The sequence below is a fragment of the Lysobacter enzymogenes genome (assembly GCF_017355525.1).
In the GTDB taxonomy this organism is placed as follows: domain Bacteria; phylum Pseudomonadota; class Gammaproteobacteria; order Xanthomonadales; family Xanthomonadaceae; genus Lysobacter; species Lysobacter enzymogenes_C.
Genome location: NZ_CP067395.1, coordinates 628,309 through 647,637, shown reverse-complemented (window position 1 = coordinate 647,637; position 19,329 = coordinate 628,309). Strand labels below are relative to the sequence as shown.

Annotated in this window: 12 protein-coding genes; 7 read left to right on the top strand and 5 right to left on the bottom strand. The window is 70.9% G+C overall.

What is annotated here, in order from left to right; all coding sequences use genetic code 11:
* Positions 1 to 100: 100 nt before the first annotated feature.
* The 5 genes from JHW38_RS02770 to JHW38_RS02750 all read right to left on the bottom strand — a co-directional run bounded on the left by JHW38_RS02770 (position 101) and on the right by JHW38_RS02750 (position 10,169).
* Positions 101 to 874 carry a thioesterase II family protein gene (locus tag JHW38_RS02770; RefSeq protein WP_207524512.1) on the bottom strand — a complete coding sequence of 258 codons (774 nt, stop codon included), beginning with the start codon at positions 872 to 874 and terminating at the stop codon, positions 101 to 103.
* The gene (locus tag JHW38_RS02765) at positions 871 to 4,338 is read right to left on the bottom strand and encodes a non-ribosomal peptide synthetase (RefSeq protein WP_207524511.1); all 3,468 of its coding nucleotides are present in this window, start codon (positions 4,336 to 4,338) and stop codon (positions 871 to 873) included. Before JHW38_RS02765 ends, JHW38_RS02770 begins: the two co-directional genes overlap by 4 nt.
* 319 nt (positions 4,339 to 4,657) lie before the next feature.
* Positions 4,658 to 6,952, bottom strand: coding sequence for a hypothetical protein (locus JHW38_RS02760; protein WP_207524510.1), 2,295 nt, complete (start codon positions 6,950 to 6,952; stop codon positions 4,658 to 4,660).
* Between the two features lie 119 nt (positions 6,953 to 7,071).
* Positions 7,072 to 8,913: an ATP-binding protein gene (locus JHW38_RS02755; RefSeq protein ID WP_242691149.1), complete on the bottom strand. Its 1,842-nt coding sequence runs from the start codon at positions 8,911 to 8,913 to the stop codon at positions 7,072 to 7,074.
* Between the two features lie 158 nt (positions 8,914 to 9,071).
* A complete protein-coding gene (locus tag JHW38_RS02750) occupies positions 9,072 to 10,169 on the bottom strand; it encodes a polysaccharide biosynthesis/export family protein (RefSeq protein ID WP_207524509.1) in 1,098 nt (365 codons plus the stop codon).
* 88 nt (positions 10,170 to 10,257) lie between these two features.
* Here JHW38_RS02750 and JHW38_RS02745 point away from each other — a divergent pair, with 88 nt between their 5' ends.
* From JHW38_RS02745 to JHW38_RS02715, 7 genes are all read left to right on the top strand, one after another.
* Positions 10,258 to 10,614, top strand: a complete 357-nt coding sequence (locus JHW38_RS02745) for a hypothetical protein (protein ID WP_207524508.1) — start codon at positions 10,258 to 10,260, stop codon at positions 10,612 to 10,614.
* 189 nt (positions 10,615 to 10,803) lie between these two features.
* Complete coding sequence (locus JHW38_RS02740; RefSeq protein WP_207524507.1) at positions 10,804 to 11,232, top strand: low molecular weight protein-tyrosine-phosphatase; 429 nt, start codon at positions 10,804 to 10,806, stop codon at positions 11,230 to 11,232.
* Positions 11,233 to 11,318: 86 nt separating this feature from the next.
* Positions 11,319 to 13,541, top strand: coding sequence for a polysaccharide biosynthesis tyrosine autokinase (locus JHW38_RS02735; RefSeq protein ID WP_207524506.1), 2,223 nt, complete (start codon positions 11,319 to 11,321; stop codon positions 13,539 to 13,541).
* 67 nt (positions 13,542 to 13,608) lie between these two features.
* Entirely contained in the window at positions 13,609 to 14,073 is a 465-nt protein-coding gene (locus tag JHW38_RS02730) for a hypothetical protein (RefSeq protein WP_207524505.1), read from the top strand.
* Between the two features lie 142 nt (positions 14,074 to 14,215).
* Entirely contained in the window at positions 14,216 to 16,615 is a 2,400-nt protein-coding gene (gene wecB, locus JHW38_RS25745) for a non-hydrolyzing UDP-N-acetylglucosamine 2-epimerase (RefSeq protein ID WP_207524504.1), read from the top strand.
* 123 nt (positions 16,616 to 16,738) lie between these two features.
* Positions 16,739 to 17,995 carry a UDP-N-acetyl-D-mannosamine dehydrogenase gene (gene wecC, locus JHW38_RS02720; RefSeq protein ID WP_207524503.1) on the top strand — a complete coding sequence of 419 codons (1,257 nt, stop codon included), beginning with the start codon at positions 16,739 to 16,741 and terminating at the stop codon, positions 17,993 to 17,995.
* Between the two features lie 40 nt (positions 17,996 to 18,035).
* Complete coding sequence (locus JHW38_RS02715; protein ID WP_207524502.1) at positions 18,036 to 19,325, top strand: oligosaccharide flippase family protein; 1,290 nt, start codon at positions 18,036 to 18,038, stop codon at positions 19,323 to 19,325.
* Positions 19,326 to 19,329: the final 4 nt, after the last annotated feature.

The window sequence follows — 19,329 nt, the reverse complement described above, 5'->3', positions numbered from 1 at the left end:
CGGACTCGCAGGGTTCGCGGAAGGCGCGCGCGGCGCGGACCGGCGACACGCTAGCCGCCGCGCCGCGCGCGCGCAACCGCACGCGGCGCGGCGGCCTCGCTCATGCCGACGCGGGCGCCGGCGCCTGCGCGGGCAGACGCTCGCGAACGAACTGCGCCGCCAGCGCCATCAGCGCCTGCGGCGTTTCCGCAGCGAGCAGGTGTCCGCCGGCCACCTCGCAAGCGCGCAAGCCGCCGCCGCTGCGCGGCCGCCACTGCGCCAACGCGGCGAACGGCGACAGCGCGTCGCGGTCTCCGGCCACCGCCAGCACGGGCAGCGGCAGCGGCGCGTCGGCCGGATTGCGATAGCCTTCGAACAAGGCGAAGTCGGCGCGCAACGCCGGCAGCACCACATCCAGCAGCGCCGGATCGGCCATCACCGCGTCCGGCAACGCGCCCATCGCGTGCATGTTCGCGGCGAAATCGGCGGACGCGGCGATCTGCGCGGCGCCGGCGAAATCCTGGTCCGGGCTTGGCGGCGCCGACAGGATCAGTCCGGCCGGCGCCAGGCCCAGCGCGCACAGGCGGCGCGCGGTTTCGAACGCGATCAGCCCGCCCGCGCATTGGCCGAACAGGAACGCCGGCCAGTGCGGCCGCCATTCGGCGGCGATCGCCGCCGCCGCTTCCTCGACCACCGCGCGCAGCGACTGCGGCAACGGCTCGGCGATGCGCCGCTCGCGCCCAGGCAGACGCACCGCGGCCGTATCGAGCCAGTCCGGCGCCTGCGCAGCGAACTCGCGCAGGTCGGCGGCGCCTGCGCCCGCGTGGGCGAAGGCGTACAGGCGCGCGCGCGGCGCGACGCCGTCGCGGCGCCAGCGTTGCAGGGCCGCGCTCATGCCGCCACCTCCATGCGCCGCGCCAGCAGCTCGGTCAGGTGCGCCAAGGTCGGGGTCGGATAGAACTCGCGCAGGCTGATCTGCGCCTCCCAGGTCTCGCGGATGCGCGCCAACAGGCGCGCGGCGCGCAGCGAGTCGCCGCCGAGGTCGAAGAAATCGTCGCTGTCCTCGGCCCGCTCCAGCTCCAGCACCTCGGCGAAAATCTGCGCCAGCTCGGCGCGCCAGCCGCGGCGCTCGGGCGCGCGCGCATCGGCCTCGGGCGCGCGCGCGCCGGCGGCGGCCGGCGCCGGCGCCTGCGCTTCGATCGCGCGCCAATCGACCTTGCCGTTGCGGGTCACCGGCAGCGTCTCCAGCACGACCCAGCGCGCCGGCTGCATGTAACCGGGCAGGCTCAGCTTCAACTGCGTGCGCAAGCCTTCGACGAACCCGGCGTCGGCGGCCGCGCCGGCGGCCGGCAGCACCGCGGCGAGCAAGCGCTTGTCGCCGCTGTCGCCGGTTTGCGCGCACACCGCGGCGTCGCGCACGCCGGCGAGTTCGAGGATCGCGCGGCGCAGGTCTTCCAACTCCACCCGGTGGCCGCGGATCTTGACCTGGCCGTCGCGACGGCCGTGGAAATAGACCACGCCGTCCGCTCCGATCCGGGCCAGATCGCCGGTGCGGTACAGCCGCTCGGGCAGATCGCGGCAGAAGCGGCCGAAACGCGCGGCGGTGTGGGCCGGATCGCGCAGATAATCCAACGCCAGTCCGGCGCCGCCGGTGTGCAGTTCGCCGATCGCGCCGGGCGGCAACTCGCGGTCGCGTTCGTCCAGCACGCATACCGTGGTATTGGCCAGCGGTACGCCGATCGGCAGCGGGTCGGCGACTGCGTCCGCGTCGTCCAGGCAATGCACGGTGGTGAACGTGCTGTTCTCGGTCGGGCCGTAGCCGTTGACCAGACGCAGGCCGGGATTGAGCCGCAGCACGCGCCGGCTTTGCGCGGCCGGCACCACATCGCCGCCGGCCAGCAGCCAGCGCAGGCTGCCGAGGCGGTCGGCGGCGAAGTCGGCGACCAGCCGGAACAAGCCGGCGGTCAACCAGGCCGCGGTCACTGCGCGCTCGCTCAGGAACGCGCCCAGTTGCTGCGGCGTCGGCAGGCCGGGCGGATGCACCACGATGCAGCCACCGGCGACCAACGGCGCGAACGCTTCGAAGGTGGAGGCGTCGAACGCCAGCGGCGCGAAACGCAGCATGCGCTGTCCCGGTCCGGCCTCGCAGTAGCCCGGCCGCTCGATCAGCCGCATCACCCCGCGATGCGGCACACGCACCCCGCGCGGGGTGCCGGTGGTGCCGGAGGTGAAGGCGACATAGGCGACGCGCTCGCCGCCGGCCAGGCCGGCTTCGGCGGCGGGCTCGGCTTCGCCGTCCCAGCGCTCGCTCCACGGCTGCACGCGCGGCGCGGCGACCTGCGCGGCGACCGCGTCGCCGTCGACGGCGAGGATCGCGCGCGGCCGCAGCGCCTCGCACATCGCCTGCAAGCGCGCCGGCGCGGGGTCGGACTCCAGCGCGACATACGCCGCGCCGCAGCGCAACACCCCGAGCAAGGCGACGATTTCCGCGTACGAGCGCTCCAGGCGCAGCAGCACGTGATCGCCCTCGCCGACCCCGGCGGCGCGCAGGCGCGCGGCTTGCAGCGCGCTGTCGCGTTCGAGCTGGCGGTAGCTGCGCAGCAGCGCGCCGTCTTCGACCGCCGCCGCGTCGGGCGTGGCGCGCGCCTGCTGCGCGAACGCGGCCTCGATGGCGATGTCGCGATACGGCCGCGCAGTGTCGTTGAGCCGCGTCAGCAATGCGCGCTGCGTTGCGGAAATCGCCCGCGTTTCTTCCAGCGCGCGTTGCGGCGCGGCGGTCAGCGACTCCAGCGCCGCGCGCCAGCTTTCGAACAGGTTGGCCACCGCGGCGGCATCGTAGATCGCGCTGGCGAATTCGATCTCGCCGGCGAAGCTCGGATCAGCGCGTTCGACGAACACGGTCAGGTCGAACGCGGCGCGGCCGCCGAAGCCGTCCTCGACCGCGACCCGCGCGCCGCCGGCGCTGAGCCGGTTCGGGATCAGCCGGTCGTGCATCGAGAACACCACCTGCACGTAGGGATTGAACGCGGCCTCGCCGCCCGCGCCGGCGGCCTGCAGGATCTGCGCATACGGCAGGCCGGCGTGGGCCAGCGCCGCAGCCAGCGCGGCCTGCACCGAACGCGCGTGCATCCCCGCGTCGCGGTCTTCATCGATCTCCAACACCACGGGCACGATGTTGTTGCACAGTCCGATCAGGTTCTGCAGTTCCGGCGTCGGCCGGTTCGGCGCCGGCACCCCGATCGGAAACCGGCTGAGGCCGGTGTGGCGCTTGAGCGCGACGGCGAAGCCCGACAGCAGCAGCGCGAACTCGGTGGTGCCGGCCGCCGCGGCGAGCGCGCGCACGCGTTCGCTGAGCCCGGCGCCGAGATCGAAGCGCCATCGCTCGCCGGCGGAATTCTGGATCGGCGGACGCGGCCGCGCGCACGCCAGTTCGACCAGCGCCGGCACGTCCCGCAGGCGTTCGCGCCAGAACCCGGCCTGGCGGCGGTCGCGGCCGGCCTCGCGCTCGCCGCGCTGCCAATGCAGCAGCGCTTGCAGGGTCGGCGCCGGCCGTTCGTCGCCCTGCAGCGCCGGGTCGCCGCGCAAAGCCGCGTCGTAACGCGCGAACAGTTCGCGCAGCAGCAAGCCGATCGCCCAGCCGTCGAGCAGCAGATGGTGCGCGCACAGCAGCAACGCGTGCCGGCGCGGCGAGAACCGCGCCAGCGCCAGGCGCAGCGCGGGCTCGCGTTCGTGGTCGAAACGCGCCGCCGCCAGTTCGCGGCCGAGCGTGTGCGCGCGCTCCAGCGCGGCGGCTTCGCTGTCTTCCTCCAGTTCGGCGCGCAGCAGGCGCAGGCTGCCGCGATGACCGGGCAAGGGTTCGGCGCGCAGGCCGGCGGAGGTGTGCCGCAGTACCGTGCGCAGCGCTTCGTGCCGGCGCACCAGCGCATCCACGGCGAGCGACATCGCTTCGGTGTCGACCGCGCCGTCGATGGCGGCCACGAACACCAGGTGATGCGGCGGCCCATCCAGCGCCAGCTCCGACACCCACATCGCTTCCTGGCCCAAGGGCACCGCAGCGTCGTCGGCGTCGGCGCGCGCAGCCGGGGCGGCCTGCGCCGCCGGCACGACACGCGCGGCGGCGAACGCCGCCGCCAGCGGCGCGCTGCCGAGCAGGTCGACGAGCGAGAGTTCCAGGCCGTGCTCGCGCTGCGCGCGCGCGGCCAGGGTCATCGCGGCGAGCGAATCGCCGCCGAGTTGGACGAAGCTGTCGTACCCGGCGCGGGCGACGGCGTGCGCGCCGAGCACCTCGCGCAACAACGGCGCGAACGCCGGCGACTCGACCGGCGACGCGGACGCGTCGCCCCTGTACAGGTCTTCCATTCCTGCTCCTTGTGCGAACACTGGTTTTCGGGCGCCGCCGTCCGCCGTGCGGACCGGGCCGCTGCATTCCCCGTTCGATCCGCGCCGCCCGACCGCGGCAAAGGCGCAGGCGAATGTAGCAAGAATCGCCGCGGCCGCCGGCGAGCGCCAGCCTGCGCCGCCCGGGTCGCAGGCGCTGCGATGCCCCGCTCCGGCGGCAGCGCGGTCCTGCGCCGCGCCGAAGGCGATCGCTGCGGCAAGCCGGATGCGGGCGAGCGCCCGCAAGCGGCCTCAGGCGCGGCGCTGTCGCCCGCCGGTCATCGCGTCCCTATCCAGGGCATCAAAGCCCGTACGCCTCGATCACCGCCTCATGCCGCGCCACATCCGCGCCGGCCTGTTCGGCCAACTGCGGCCAGCTCAGCGGATGCTCGAAGCCGGCGGTGAGTTCGTGCAGGCGCCGGTCGACCTCGGCCGGGGCCAGCTGCGGCGGCGTGGCCAGGAAGAAGTACACGCCGGGCAGCGCCTCGTCTTCCTCGCTGGCCGGGTCGCGCACGCGGTAGTCCTCGCCGCTGCGCACCCACAGCGACCAGTCCAGCGTCTCCGCCGCCTCGCGCAGCGCTTCGAACGGCGCTTCGCCGGGATGCGCGCCGTCGACGAACCAGCAGCGGTAATCGGCGCGGTGCGAGGTGTGCACCACCCGGAACGGCGCCAGCCAGCGCTCGCGTTCGGCCTCGTCCTCCGGCGCGGCTTCCAGCGGCGCGGCGTCGAACACGATCTCGTCGCGCACGTGCTGGGTGCGGCCCGGCGGCGCCACCGTCATCACCTGCGCGGTGACCGGGCCGGTGCGGCGGGCCAGGCAGTCGTAGCTTTCGCCGTCGCGCTCGTAGCGCACCCGCAGCCAGCCCCAGGTTTCGCGCACCGGGCCTTCGCTGCCGCTGAGTTCCATGCCCAGGCGCGCGGCGCTGCGCCGCACCGCGGCCCAGTCGCCGGCGGCGCTGGCCGCGGTCATCAGGTCCCAATCGTCGCTGCCGGGTTGCTCGGAGCGCTCGGCCAGATCCGCGTACAGATCGACCGCCTGGGCGAAATCGTTGGCCTCCATCGCCGCGCGCGCCCACAGCCGGCGCGCGCCGAGCGACTCGGGCGCGGCGTCGAGCAGGCGCTGCACGTGCTCGCCGACCTCGCGCCAGCGCGCATGGCGGAACGCCAGCTGCGCCCGGCACCAGTGCGCGAACGGCGCGCGCTGCGGCTGCACCAGCGCGGCCAGGCGTTCGACCTGGACGCTGGCGTCGTCGCCGTCGAGCAGTTGTTCCAGCAATTGCGACGGCGGCGATTCGTCCGATTCGGGATGCCGGCCGACGAAGTCCCACAGATGCGCCAGCGCTTCCTCGCGCGCGCCGCAGGCCAGCATCGCCGAGGCCAGCAGCCCGGCCAGGGCGTCGTCGTCGCGGCGCTGGGCGTAGGCGGCCTGCAGCAGTTCCATGTCCTGCTCCGGGTCGGAGCCTTCGTTGCCGCGCACGTGCAGGTACACGTCTTCGGCCGGCATCGGCAACGCGAACTCGGCGCCGGCGAGCGCGTCGATGCGCGTGGCGAACGCGTCGATCTGCGCGGCCGCGCCGAGATCGGCGCGCAGCTTGGGCTGATGGCGGCGCGCCAGTTCGAGCGCGCGGCGCGCGCTCCACGGCGCGTTGCGCAGCAGCGCCAGTTCGCCGTGGCGCAGCGCCAGCTCGATGCAGCGCCGGTGCGCGCCGCCCTGGTCCATGTGCGCGGCCATCGACATCAGCAGGCGGCCCAGGCGCCAGTGGTTGTGCTCCGGCCGCGCCTGCGCGATCAGCGCGACCGCCTCGGACCAGCGCGGATACAGCAGCGGCACGATCAGCGGGCCGTACTCGGGCAAGGCCTCCCAGGCCTCGTCGATGCGTCCCTGCCGGGCCAGGATCAGCGCGCGGAAGGTCTGCCGGCTGAGCCGGTCGCCGTCGTCGTCGTCGAGCATGTCGTCGGCGTCGATCGAAGCGAGCCCGGCCAGCGCCTCGTCGTAACGGCCGGCGCGGAACAGCGCCGCGGCCTGGGTTTCGCGATAGGCCACGCCCGGCTCGGCGCCGTCGCGGCGCATGTTCTGCTCCTGCGTCTGCAGGTAGCCGATGGCCTCGCCGGCGCGGCCGTCGTCCATCAGCGCCAGCGCGTACTCGCGGCTGATGCAGTCGTAGCAGGCGCGGCTGGGCTCGATCCGCGCCAGCGTTTCCTCGCTGACCGCGAGCCGCTCGGGCACCCAGCCCGGGCCGTCGACGTTGCCGTAGCAGATCGCGATGTCCTGGGTCACGCACACCGACTGCGGGCATTGCTGGGTCTGGTCGCGGTGGGCGAACTCCAGCAAAGACACCGCCTCGGGCAGCGCCTTCTCGCCTTCGGCGAGGTTGCGCATGCGGTTCTGCAGGCCCCAGTGGCGGAAGAACACTTCCAGCCACGGATGCTGCAAGGCGCGCGCGGCGGCCAGCGCCTCCGGCAGCATCGCCTCGACCCGTTCGGGATGGTTGTCGTGCAGTTCGTGCGGAATGCGGTTGATCAGTTCGACCAGCCGGTATTGGCCGGCCTCGTTGAGCTCATCGCTGAGGTCTTCGATCCACTGGAAGATGTCCATATCGGGGTCCCCGTTTGGCTGTGCCGCTTTGGCGAATGGGTGGTAGGAAACTCGTGCGCGCGCCGGTCGCGCGCGCGTCGCGCCGGCCGCCGTCTCCTCGGCAAGGCCGGCGCGAAAGCTCAGGGCGCCGGCGGCAACAGCCGCAGCGCGCTCTCGCCGATGGCCGCGAGCGCGCCGTTGAGGCGCGGGCCCTGGCCGTCGGCCTCGCTGTGGCTGTCCATCAATTGCTTGACCGCGCGCAGCAGCCGCGCGGCCGGCAGGGCCGCGTCCGGATCGCGCCGCGCGGTGTCGAGCAAGGCTGCCATCGCCGGATTGTCGAGGTTGACGTACAGGCGCGCCGGCGCCGAGCCGTCGATGCCGGCGGTGAAGCCGCGCACCAGCCGCAGCGCGGTCATCGAGATGCGCTTGTCGGCTTCGTCGCTCTCCAGCCGGCGCTTGAGCTCGGCCTCGCGGTCGGGCACCGCCATCAGCGGCAGCTCGGTCGGGGCGAAGCGCGCCGGCACCAGCCGCTCGCCGTCGCCGAGCACCTCGCGCAACCATTCCAGCTCCTGCGCCGGCAAGGTCTGCTCGGTGAACAGCTGGCGGTTGCCCTGCTCGGTGCCGATCTCGATCAGGCGCCCGCCGTGGCGCTGCACCCACTGGCGCAGGAACGGCAGCACCGCATAACGGTCGCCGCGCGCGACCGGGACGCCGAGCATGCGGAACAGCATGTCCTCGAAGCCGCCGCTGCCGAGGCCGACATGGATCACGCCCTCGCGGCGCAGCGCGCCGGCGCGCAGTTCGCCGTGCGAACTGGGAATGCGCACCTCGGCGGCCAGCAGTTCGAACAGGCGCGCATCGCACAGCGCCGCGCCGAGCAATGATTCGTTGTGCCGCGCCAGGATCCGCCGCCACGCCTCGGGCTGTTCGCGCGCCAGGCTGGCCAGGCCGGTGATCAGCGCCTCGGCGATGGCGTGCTGGGCCGCGCGGTAGGCCTCGTTGCGTTGCAGGTCCTCGCGGCTGGCGGTCGGCATCAGCCGGCTGGATTCGACCACGCCGCCGGCGAAACCGGCCCAGCTCGGCAACAGCTCGCGAGCATCGTCGTCGAGCAGCATGCCGCGCACGAACACCGACAGGTTGCGGTTGTCGCTGTTGCCGTAGGTGCCGCCGTCCTGCACCCACAGCAGGCCGCGCAGGTCGTTCTCGGGCGACGCCACCGGCAGCGCGCAGATCGGCTCGAACTGCGATTCGAAGCGGCTGGCGAAACTGAGCTGGCGCTTGCGCGCCTGCACCGGATGCTCGCTGGCGCCGGCCTCGGGGTCGCGCCACGGCGGCGGTTCGGGATTGACCGCCGCAGCGCCGGCGCCGACGAAGATCGGCACCCGCAGCAGCGCGCAATAGCGGCCGAGCACCCGCGCCAGATAGTCCTCGCCGGCCAGCCGCGCATGTTCCGGACGCAGCAGCAGCTCGACCGTGGTGCCGACCTCGCGCGCCGGCGCCGGGCTCAGCGTGTACTGCTCGCCGTTGCTGGACTGGTAGCGCCAGCCGCGCTGCGGCTGCTGGTACGAGGTGGTGTGCACGGTGACCCGCTCGGCGATCACGAACGCCGACAGAAAGCCCAGGCCGAACATGCCGATCAGTTCGTCCTCGCCGGCGCCGGCCTGGCGCAGGCCGCGGGTGTAGCCGACGCCGACCGTGGCCAGGTACTGATGGATCTCGTCGTCGGTGAGGCCGGTGCCGGTGTCGGTCACCCGCACCGTGCGCGCGGCGATGTCGCCGGCGACGACGATGCGCGGCGCCGCCGGCGCCTGCGGGTCTTCCAGCCGCCGCCGCACGATCGAGTCGTGCGCGTTCTGCACCAGTTCGCGCAGCGCCACCAGCGGGGTCGAATACAGATGCTGGCCCAGCACGGTCATCAGCCCGCCCAGGTCGACCCCGGCGGTGCGCAGCTGCGCGTAATTGCCTTGCGAATCCCCTTCCAAGTGCCGCCGCTCCCTTTCGCGTCCGATTCCGGCGCAAGGCGGCCAAGTTAGCAGACAAGCGCGCGCCGCAGCAGCGCGCGCGTCGCCGCCGGACGGCGCCGCGGGCGCCGCCGGCGCGGGACGACAAATGGCGCAAAGCCGCGGCCGCGGCCGCGCGCTCAGCGATCCAGCAGGTCCTGGGTGTTGGCGGCGTTGTTGACGATGTTGGACAGCGGCAGCAACTGGTTGACGAAGCGGTTCCAGCGGGTCACCCCGGCCGGACCGACGAACACCACGTCGCCGGCGCGCACGTGGAACCGGCTGCCGAGCGCGAACGCCGCCGGCGACTTGGCGCTGAGGTGGAAGATCTTCGCCGGCTCTTTGTCCTGGGTCTCGACGCCGCGGATGACGTAGACCGAATCGCCCTTGGCGGTCAGCGGATTGAGCCCGCCGGCGCGGCCCAGCGCCTGGGTCAGGGTCAGGTCGGTGGTCTTGAAGGTCATCGCCTGCGGCCGCACCACTTCGCCGACCACATACACTTCCTTGCGGTCGTTGTACGGCAGGAACAGGTGATCGCCGGCCTTGAGGTAGATGTCCTTGGCGACCGAACCGCCGCGGTTGAGCTCGTCGAGGTCGAGGTGGTACTGGCGGCCGTCGCGGGTCAGCACGAAGCCGGCCAGGTCGGCGCGGATCGGATCGACCGTGGCCGCGCCGATCGCCTGGGCCAGGGTCAAGGGCGTGGCGGTGATCGACTGGCGCTCGGTCTTGACGAAGGCGCCCTGCAAGGTCACCCGCTGGCTGCCGTAGTCGATGATGCTGACGTCGACCTGCGGGCTCTGCACGTAATGGGCGATGCGCGAAGTGATCTGCGCGCGCAGTTCCTCGATGGTCAGGCCCTCGGCGCGGATCATGCCGACATAGGGATAGAACAAGGTGCCGTCGGGCCGCACCAAGCGGCCGTTGGCCGCGGTCTGCTGCTGGGTACCGGCCGGCGAAGTCAGTTCGGGATGGTCCCAGATGGTGATGTACAAGGTGTCGCCGCGGCCGATGCGGTAGGCCTCGGGCTGGTACGACATCAGCTCGATCGGGATCGAGGTCTCCACCCGCTGCTGCGCGGACAGGAACTCGGGCGTGATCGACACCATCTCGATGTGCCCGTCGCGCGCCAGCTCGCTGCCGGCGAACTGTCCCGGCGAGATGTACTGGCCCGGCGCGAGCGCGCAGCCGCCGAGTCCGACGATGGCGGCCAAGGCCGCGACGCCCGAAATCTTGATCATGCGGAAAGAGTCTCTAAAGCGGAAACGCGAAGCAGGCGCGCGCGGGCGCGGACGGCGCGCACGGCGCCTGCGGAGAAGAAATGGTTTCGTGCGCAACCGCCGCGCAGCGCGCATATCGGCGCGGCTGCGCCCAACCGACGACGCGGTCGACGGCGTGGCCGACGGCGGCGGATCGGAAAGAATCGGTGCGGAATCGCGGCATGGGGCTGTGAGCGTCGCAGTCAGTAATGGCAGAGCCCCCGTGCCGCGCAGTATAGCCACCTCGCGCGCATCGCTTCATACGCGCAGAGCGGAATCGCATCACGTTTCGCCGATGGCGGCGCTGCGATACAGCTGTCGTTCGAACAACTGCTTCGCGCCAATGCAGGAACGATGCCAACGCGAAAACCGCGAACGAATGTTTAACGTTCGCGTCGAAATCGCGCTAAAAACGCTGCGCGCTTGAACAAAACGAAAAGCGGCGGGGTGACCCTCGTCACGACTTGGCCGATGCGTGCGGCGTTCGTGTTGACCGTGTCACGACCTGCTCTATACATTGCCGCCTCGTCGCGGACCCGTCGGGGGGCGGAGCCGCAACAAGGCGAATTACGCAGCGCAACGCGACGCGAACCGGCTCAAACGACAGGTTGTACGTGTGTTCCGAAATGTTCTGGTCGTATGCGTCGGCAACATTTGCCGCAGTCCAACCGCGGAAGTGCTGCTGCGCCACGAGTTGAAAAACGTAACGGTCGCATCCGCCGGGCTCAAGGCCCTGGCCGGACATCCGATCGACGCCACAGCACAGGCCGTGCTGTCCGGACATGGATTGAGTGGGCAATCCCATGTCGCACGCCAGTTGGACCGCTCGATGATCGACGCGGCCGACCTGGTACTCACGATGGAGCCTTGGCACAGCGAGGCCGTGCTCCGTTCGTACCCACACGCGAGAGGAAAAACCTACTTGCTAGGCAAATGGCTGGACAACACCAGCATTCCGGACCCGTACCGGCAATCGCGCGAGACCTTCGAGCGCGCCTACCAATTGATCGATTCGGGCGTGAGCCGCTGGAAGCCGTACTTCTGAGCGCGCGCCGTTGAGCGTTGCGCCGCGACGAGCAGGTTTCGTCCAGGCGCGCGCTTCGTTCCACTCCTTTCAAGGCCTTCCCCCCAATGGCGGCAGTTTCCACCCCGCACGGCGCGCGCCAGGACGCCGCCGCGAACGACGAAATCGACCTGGCGGCGCTGCTGGGCACCCTGTCCGATCACAAATGGCTGATCGGCGCGGTGACCGCGCTCGGCTTCGCCCTCAGCGCGGCCTACGCGCTGCTGGCCGCGCCGGTGTACCAGGCCAATGCGATGGTGCAGGTGGAATCCAAGACCCCGACCCTGCCCGGCCTCACCGCGGTGTCGCAGGCGCTGACCGATTCGGCGCCGCAGGCGGTCACCGAGATTTCGCTGCTGACTTCGCGCACCGTGCTCGACAAGGCGGTCGAGGACCTCAAGCTCGACCTGCAGGTCGAACCCGCGCACTTCCCGCTGATCGGCGCGGCGATCGCGCGCCGCTTCCAGCCCTCGACCGGCAACGAGATCGCCTCGCCGTGGTTCGGCCTCAGCCGTTACGGCTGGGGCGGCGAAACCCTGGACATCGCCGAACTCGAGGTGCCCGACGACCTGCTCGGCAAGCCGCTGACCCTGATCGCCGGCCCCAACGGCAGCTTCGAGCTGCTCGACGACCAGGACCAGCGCCTGCTCGGCGGCGACGCCGGCGCGATCGCGGTCGGCGGCGGCGCGCGGCTCAAGGTCGAGCGCCTGCTGGCCAATCCAGGCATGCGCTTCGAAGTCGTCAAGCTGTCGCGCCTGGGCATCATCGCCTCGCTACAGAACAACCTGACCGCGAGCGAGAAGGCCAAGGACTCCGGCATCATCCTGCTGAGCTACGAACTGCGCGATCCCGATCTGGCCCAGGCCACGCTGGAATCGATCACCCGCCAGTACATCCGCCAGAACATCGAGCGCAACTCCGCCGAGGCCGCCAACAGCCTGGAGTTCGTCAACAAGCAACTGCCCAACGTGCGCCGCGACCTGGAAAAGGCCGAGCACACCCTGGCCCAGTACCAGTCGCAGGCGCACACCGTCGACATCACCCTCGACGCCAAGTCGCTGCTCGACCAGATCGTCTCGCTCGACACCAGCATCTCGCAGCTGCGCCTGCAGCAGGCCGAGGTGACCCGCCGCTACACCCCCGCGCACCCGGCCTACAAGGCGCTGATGGCGCAGATCGGCGAGCTGGAAGCGAGCAAGCAGAAGATCAACGACCGCATCGGCACCCTGCCGCAGACCCAGCAGGAACTGATCGGGCTGACCCGCGAAGTGCAGGTCAGCACCCTGACCTACACCAACATGCTCAACCAGGCGCAGCAGCTCAACATCGCCCGCGCCGGCACCGTCGGCAACGCGCGCGTGGTCGACCGCGCGGTGGTCGACACCAGCCAGCCGGTCAAGCCCAAGCGCGCGCTGGCGGTCGCCATCGGCACCTTCCTCGCCGGTTTCCTCGCCGTGGCCTACGTGTTCCTGCGCAAGATGCTCAACCGCGGCGTCGAGCACGTGCAGGAGATCGAGCAGATCGGCCTGCCGGTGCTGTCGTCGATTCCGATGAGCGCCTACCAGCGCGACCACGAGAAGGCCGGACGCAAGCTGCGCGCCGGTGCCGGCAACGGCAAGCCGCATCTGCTGGCGCTGGACGCGCCCAACGACCTGGCCATCGAAGCCATGCGCAGCCTGCGCACCGCGCTGCACTTCGCCCGCCTGGAAGCCAGCAACAACGTATTGATGATCTGCGGCTCCAGCCCCGGCGCCGGCAAGACCTTCGTCTCGACCAACCTCGCCGCGACCATCGCCCAGGGCGGCCAGCGGGTGCTGCTGATCGACGGCGACCTGCGCCGCAGCAGCCTGCACAAGGTGCTCGGCCAGGATCCGCGCAACGGCCTGTCGGACCTGCTCGCCGGCCGCATCGACGTGGCCGCGGCGACCCGGCGCACGCCGATCGAGAACCTGTATTTCATCCCGCGCGGCGAAGCGCCGCCGAATCCGTCCGAACTGCTGATGCGGCCGGAACTCGGCGCGCTGCTGAAGACCGCGTCGCTGCAGTACGACCTGGTCATCGTCGACACGCCGCCGATCCTGGCGGTGACCGACTCGGCGATCATCGGCCGCCATGCCGGCACCGCGCTGATGGTGGTGCGCTTCGGCCTGAACCCGGCCAAGGAGCTGGCGCTGGCGATGCAGCGCTTCGAGCAGAACGGCATCGACCTCAAGGGCGCGGTGTTCAACGCGGTCGAGCGCCGCCACGACACCCACTACGCCTACGGCTACGAGTACCGCTCCGGCGCGTGAGCGCCGACGTCCGGGCGCGCAAGCGCGCGCTGAAACAAGTTTCGTTTTCGCGAGAAGAAAGAACCTGATGATTTCCATCGCAACCATCCGCAACGGACGCGGATCCGTACGCGGCATGCATTGCGCATGCATTCGCGCGGGCGCTCCGCTGCGCCCGAAGCATCACGCGAAATCACCTAAATTCTCGGGAATTTTGCCGTTTGCGTCGAATGCGCAATGCGATGTCAAGCGTTCGCGTCGACAGCGGAAAGTTTCCGATTCGTTGCAGATGCGCAACCACTCACGTTTCCTGAATCCCATCGAGAAACGACTTACGGGCGCACAGTATTTCGCGACGCAAGAGTGGCACGATGCCGTCCGCCGAACATGCGACAGCGCATCGACGGACATGCGGCGAACGACGGCGAAGATTTTTTCCGCGTCCGCAACATGCAAGACCGCCGCGTCGTGGGACGGCGCGGCGGCGGGCAGCGACAACGCAAGCGGCGCGATCGCGATACACCAGCGAACGCGCAGGCGGCGCGCCGGCTGACGGCGCATCGCGACGTCCGGCCGGCGCGGCGGACGCGCGCAGGACGCGGCGGAACGCGCGTCGGGCGCAGCGGCACACGTATTGACCGAAGGGGGCGGTCGTCGGATGGGTCTACCGAAGACTTACCTTGGAAACGACGGTCATGATGAAAGAACAATTCGTCATTGCGGGCGCGCTCAGCGTCGCAGTCACTGTGTTGTCGATGAGCGCGCTGTATCCCGGCGCCGCCAGGCTCGGCCTGGTCGACCGCCCGAACGCGCGCAAGCAGCATAAGGGCAACGTCCCGGTCATCGGCGGCATCAGCTTCTTCCTCGGCCTGCTCGCCGGCGCGCTGTACCTGCAGCTCGGCGACCGCTACACGATGAGCCTGTTGGCCACCGCCGGCCTGGTGGTGGCGCTGGGCGCGTTCGACGACGCGCGCGACCTCAGCGTGCGCTCGCGCCTGCTGGTGCAGTCGGCCGCGGTCGGGCTGATGATCACCGGCAGCGGGGTCTGGCTCAACGATCTGGGCGATCTGTTCGGCACCGGCCCGATCCATCTGGGCTGGCTCGGCGTACCGGTCACGGTCATCGCCGTGGTCGGCACCATCAACGCCTTCAACATGCTCGACGGCATCGACGGGCTCGCCGCCAGCATCGCCCTGGTCTGCATCGGCGCGATCTTCCTGTTCGACCGCAGCAACGTGCTCGACAAGGGCGCGCTGCCGAGCCTGGCGCTGCTGTTCGTCGCCCTGCTGCCGTTCCTGTTCTTCAATCTCGGCGGCATCAACGGGCGCAAGGTGTTCATGGGCGACGCCGGCAGCATGCTGATCGGCTACGTCATGGCCTGGAGCCTGATCTACCTGAGCCAGCGCGGCCCGACCCGGATCGACGCCGCCGATGCGGTGTGGTGCATCGCCCTGCCGCTGCTGGAGACCTTGAACCTGATGTACCGGCGCATGCGCCGCGGCCTGTCGCCGTTCAAGCCCGACCGCCAGCACCTGCACTACCTGCTGCTCGACCGCGAACGCTCGGCCAAGACCGCGCTGCTGACCATCATCGGGCTGGCCTGCGCCTTCGTCGCGATCGGCTACGCGCTGCGCAACCTGCCGACGATGCTCGGGCTGATCGCGTTCTTCGCCATGCTCGGCGTGTACTCGCTGACCCTGAGCAGCGGCGACCGCAACAAGCTGCCGGGCTGGCTGCCGCGCCCGCCGCGCCAGCTCGCGTTCGCGCAACAAGGCCCGCTCGGCGACGGCCGCGGCGCGCGCGACAGCGCGCCCGCCAGCGCCGGCGGCGCGGCCTATGCGCGCAAGGGCCTGGGCGAAGCCGCGCTCGGCAACGCCGCCGGCGCCGGCGGCTTCGCCCCGCTGCCGCCGCTGCCTGCGGCCGCGTCGGTCCAGCTCGGCGGCCCCGCGATCAAGACGCTGTGCGTGTTCGGCACCCGCCCCGAGGCGATCAAGATGGCGCCGCTGGCCAAGATGCTCGCGCAGGACCCGCGCTTCGACGCGCGCGTGTGCGTGACCGGCCAGCACCGGCAGATGCTCGACCAGGTGTTGCAGCTGTTCGAGATCCAGCCGGACTTCGACCTCAACATCATGAAGCCCAAGCAGGACCTGACCGACGTCACCACCGCGATCCTGACCGGGATGAAGACGGTGCTGGCCGAGCTCAAGCCCGATGTGGTGCTGGTCCACGGCGATACGTCGACGACGATGGCGGCGACCCTGGCCGCCTACTACCAGCAGATTCCGGTCGCCCACGTCGAGGCCGGCCTGCGCACCGGCAACCTGTACTCGCCGTGGCCGGAGGAAGCCAACCGCAAGCTCACCGGCGCGCTCGCCGCGATCCACTTCGCTCCGACCGAGCTGTCGCGCGGCAACCTGCGCGAGGAAGGCATTCCCGACGAGCGCATCGCGATCACCGGCAACACCGTGATCGACGCGCTCAAGGACGTGCTGGTGCGGATCGAGCGCACGCCGGAACTGCGCCGGGAGATCGAGGCGAAGTTCGAGTTCCTGCGCGATGAGCGCAAAGTGGTCTTGGTCACCGGCCATCGCCGCGAAAGCTTCGGCGGCGGCTTCGAGCGCATCTGCGAGGCGCTGCGCGACACCGCGCTGCGCCATCCGGAAATCGACATCGTCTATCCGGTGCACCTCAATCCGCAGGTGCGCGAGCCGGTCAACCGGCTGCTGAGCGGAATCGCCAACATCCATCTGATCGAGCCGCTGGACTACCTGCCGTTCGTGTTCCTGATGAACCGCGCGCACATCATCCTGACCGACTCCGGCGGCATCCAGGAAGAAGCGCCGTCGCTGGGCAAGCCGGTGCTGGTGATGCGCGACACCACCGAGCGTCCGGAAGCGGTCGCCGCCGGCACGGTCCGGCTCGTCGGCACCGACCGGGAGCTGATCTGCGACGGCATCAGCCAGCTGCTGAACGACCGCGCCGCCTACGAAGCCATGAGCTTCGCCCACAACCCGTACGGCGACGGGCTGGCCTGCGAGCGCATCGTCGCCGCGCTGGCGCAGTTCCGCCGCGAAGACTCGCTGCTGGCGGCCTGACCTCCCCCACCCGCGTCGCCGGCGCCGTTCGCGGCGCGGCGGCGCGGGTTCATGCCTTCCCGCGGCTACGCATCCACGCACCCCTGAGCAATGCCTGCCCCACGCAGGACCACTGGAGCCTCTATGAGTTTCGACACCGTCTCGGTCATCGGCCTGGGTTACATCGGCCTTCCCACCGCCGCCGCGTTCGCCGCCGTGCGCAAGCGCGTGATCGGCGTGGACGTCAACGCGTCCGTGGTCGACACGATCAACCGCGGCGAAATCCATATCGTCGAACCCGACCTCGACGTGGCCGTGCGCGCCGCGGTGTCCGGCGGCTTCCTGCGCGCCAGCACCGCGCCCGAGCACGCCGACGCCTACCTGATCGCGGTGCCGACGCCGTTCAAGGGCGACCATCAGCCCGACCTGGCCTATATCGAATCGGCCGCGAAGGCGCTGGCGCCGGTGCTGCAGAAAGGCGACCTGGTGGTGCTGGAATCGACCTCGCCGGTCGGCGCCACCGAGCAGCTGGCGCAGTGGTTAGCCGACGCGCGCCCCGACCTGAGCTTCCCGCAACAAGCGGGCGAAGCCGCCGACGTCAACGTCGCCCACTGCCCCGAGCGCGTGCTGCCGGGCCAGGTGATGCGCGAGCTGATCGAGAACGACCGGGTCATCGGCGGCATGACCCCGCGCTGCTCGCAGCGCGCCGCCGAGCTCTACCAGAGCTTCGTGCGCGGCCAATGCATCGTGACCAACGCGCGCACCGCCGAGATGTGCAAGCTGACCGAAAACGCGTTCCGCGACGTCAACATCGCCTTCGCCAACGAGCTGTCGATCATCTGCGACAAGCTCGGCATCAACGTGTGGGAGCTGGTCGGCCTGGCCAACCGCCACCCGCGCGTCAACATCCTGCAGCCCGGCCCGGGCGTCGGCGGCCACTGCATCGCGGTGGATCCGTGGTTCATCGTCGACAGCGCGCCGAAAGAGGCGCGGCTGATCCGCACCGCGCGCGAGGTCAACAACGGCAAGCCGGGCTGGGTCATGGACAAGATCGACGCCGCCATCGGCGAGGCCAAGGCCGCCGGCAAGCAGGACAAGGACCTGAAGATCGCGGTGTTCGGCCTGTCGTTCAAGCCCGACATCGACGACCTGCGCGAAAGCCCGGCGCTCGGCATCGCGGTCGAGCTGGCGCAGCGCCACGCCGGCACGGTGCTGGCGGTGGAGCCGCATATCGAAGTCCTGCCGGCCAAGCTCAACGCGCCGAACGTGATTCTCTCCGACCTGCCGACCGCCAGCCGCGAGGCCGACATCGCGGTGCTGCTGGTCGACCACAAGCCCTTCAAGGAGCACGCCATGCCCGCGCACATCAAGATCGTCGACACCAAGGGCATCTGGACCTGAGCGCGCGAGCGTCCAGGACCAGAACCGGAAGCCAGACCCGATGATGCGGCGTCTGATCGGCACCGCCAGCCTGTCGGCGGTCAGCGCGCTGGCCTCGCGCGGCGCGCTGTTCGCCGGCGTGCTGGCGGCCGCGCATTACCTCGGCCCGGCCGCGTTCGGCCAGTTCACCCTGATCCAGACCACCGCGCTGCTGTTCACCACCTTCTGCGCGTTGAGCCTGGGCCAGATGGCGACCAAGATCGTCGCCGAAGCGGTCGCCGGCGGCGGCCGCGTGTCGGCGGCGCTGACCGTGTCCTACGGCTCGGCGGTGCTGGCCTCGCTGGCGTTCTCGGCGCTGCTGCTGGCGTGCTCGTATCCGCTCGCGGTCAAGCTCGGCGGTTCGGCGGATCTGGCGGTGGTCTACGCCAGTTCCTCGCTGCTGGTTTTGACCGGCTTCGTCGGCGCGATCCAGAACGGCGTCGCCCTGGCGCTGCACAAGGTCAAGCAACAGGCCGCGGCCAATCTGCTGACCGCGCCGGTGGTGTTCGCGATCATGTGGGGCGCGGCGACCCAGCGCGACATCGGCTGGGCGGTGTACGGTTCGATCGCCGCGCAATGGCTGATCGTGCTCGGCCAGGAACGGGTGCTGCGCCGCTACCGGCGCGAACACGGCGAGCGCCTGGCGTGGTCGGCGGCGACGCGCGAGGACTGGGCCGTGGTCTGGCGCCTGGGCCTGCCGTCGTCGTTGTCGGGCCTGCTGACCATGCCGGCGATCTGGCTGTCGATGGCGATGCTGGCGCACAGCGCGCACGGCGACGCCGAACTCGGCCATTTCGCCCTCGGCAATCAGGCCCGCTCGATCCTGCTGTTCGGCATGGGCGTGGTCGCCAACGCGGCGCTGCCGATGCTGTCGGCGGCGATCGTGCGCGGCGCGCGCGAGGAAGCCGCCTCGACCTTGCGCCAGTCCATCGCGCTGCTGGTAGTGGTCACCGCCGCGATCGCCGGCGTGCTGGCGATGGCCGCGCCGATCGCGGTGGCGCGCTTCGCCCCGGCCTACGCCGAGGCGATCGTGCCGCTGCAATGGCTGCTGCTGTCGGCGGTGGCGACCGCGCCGACCACGATCCTGATGCGCAAGGCCACCGCCGACGGCCGCCCGGCCGTGCTGCTGATCGGCAATGCCGTCTTCGCCGTCAGCCTGATCGGCGCGGCGGCGCTGGCGCTCAGTCTCGGCGCCGGCGCGACCGGCGTCGCCGTCGCCTACGCGGTCGCCTCGACCGTGCAATTGATCGTTTTCGCCACCTGCAACCGCCGCGAGCTGCGTTGGTCCGCGGCGCCGAGCAATACCCGATAGGAGC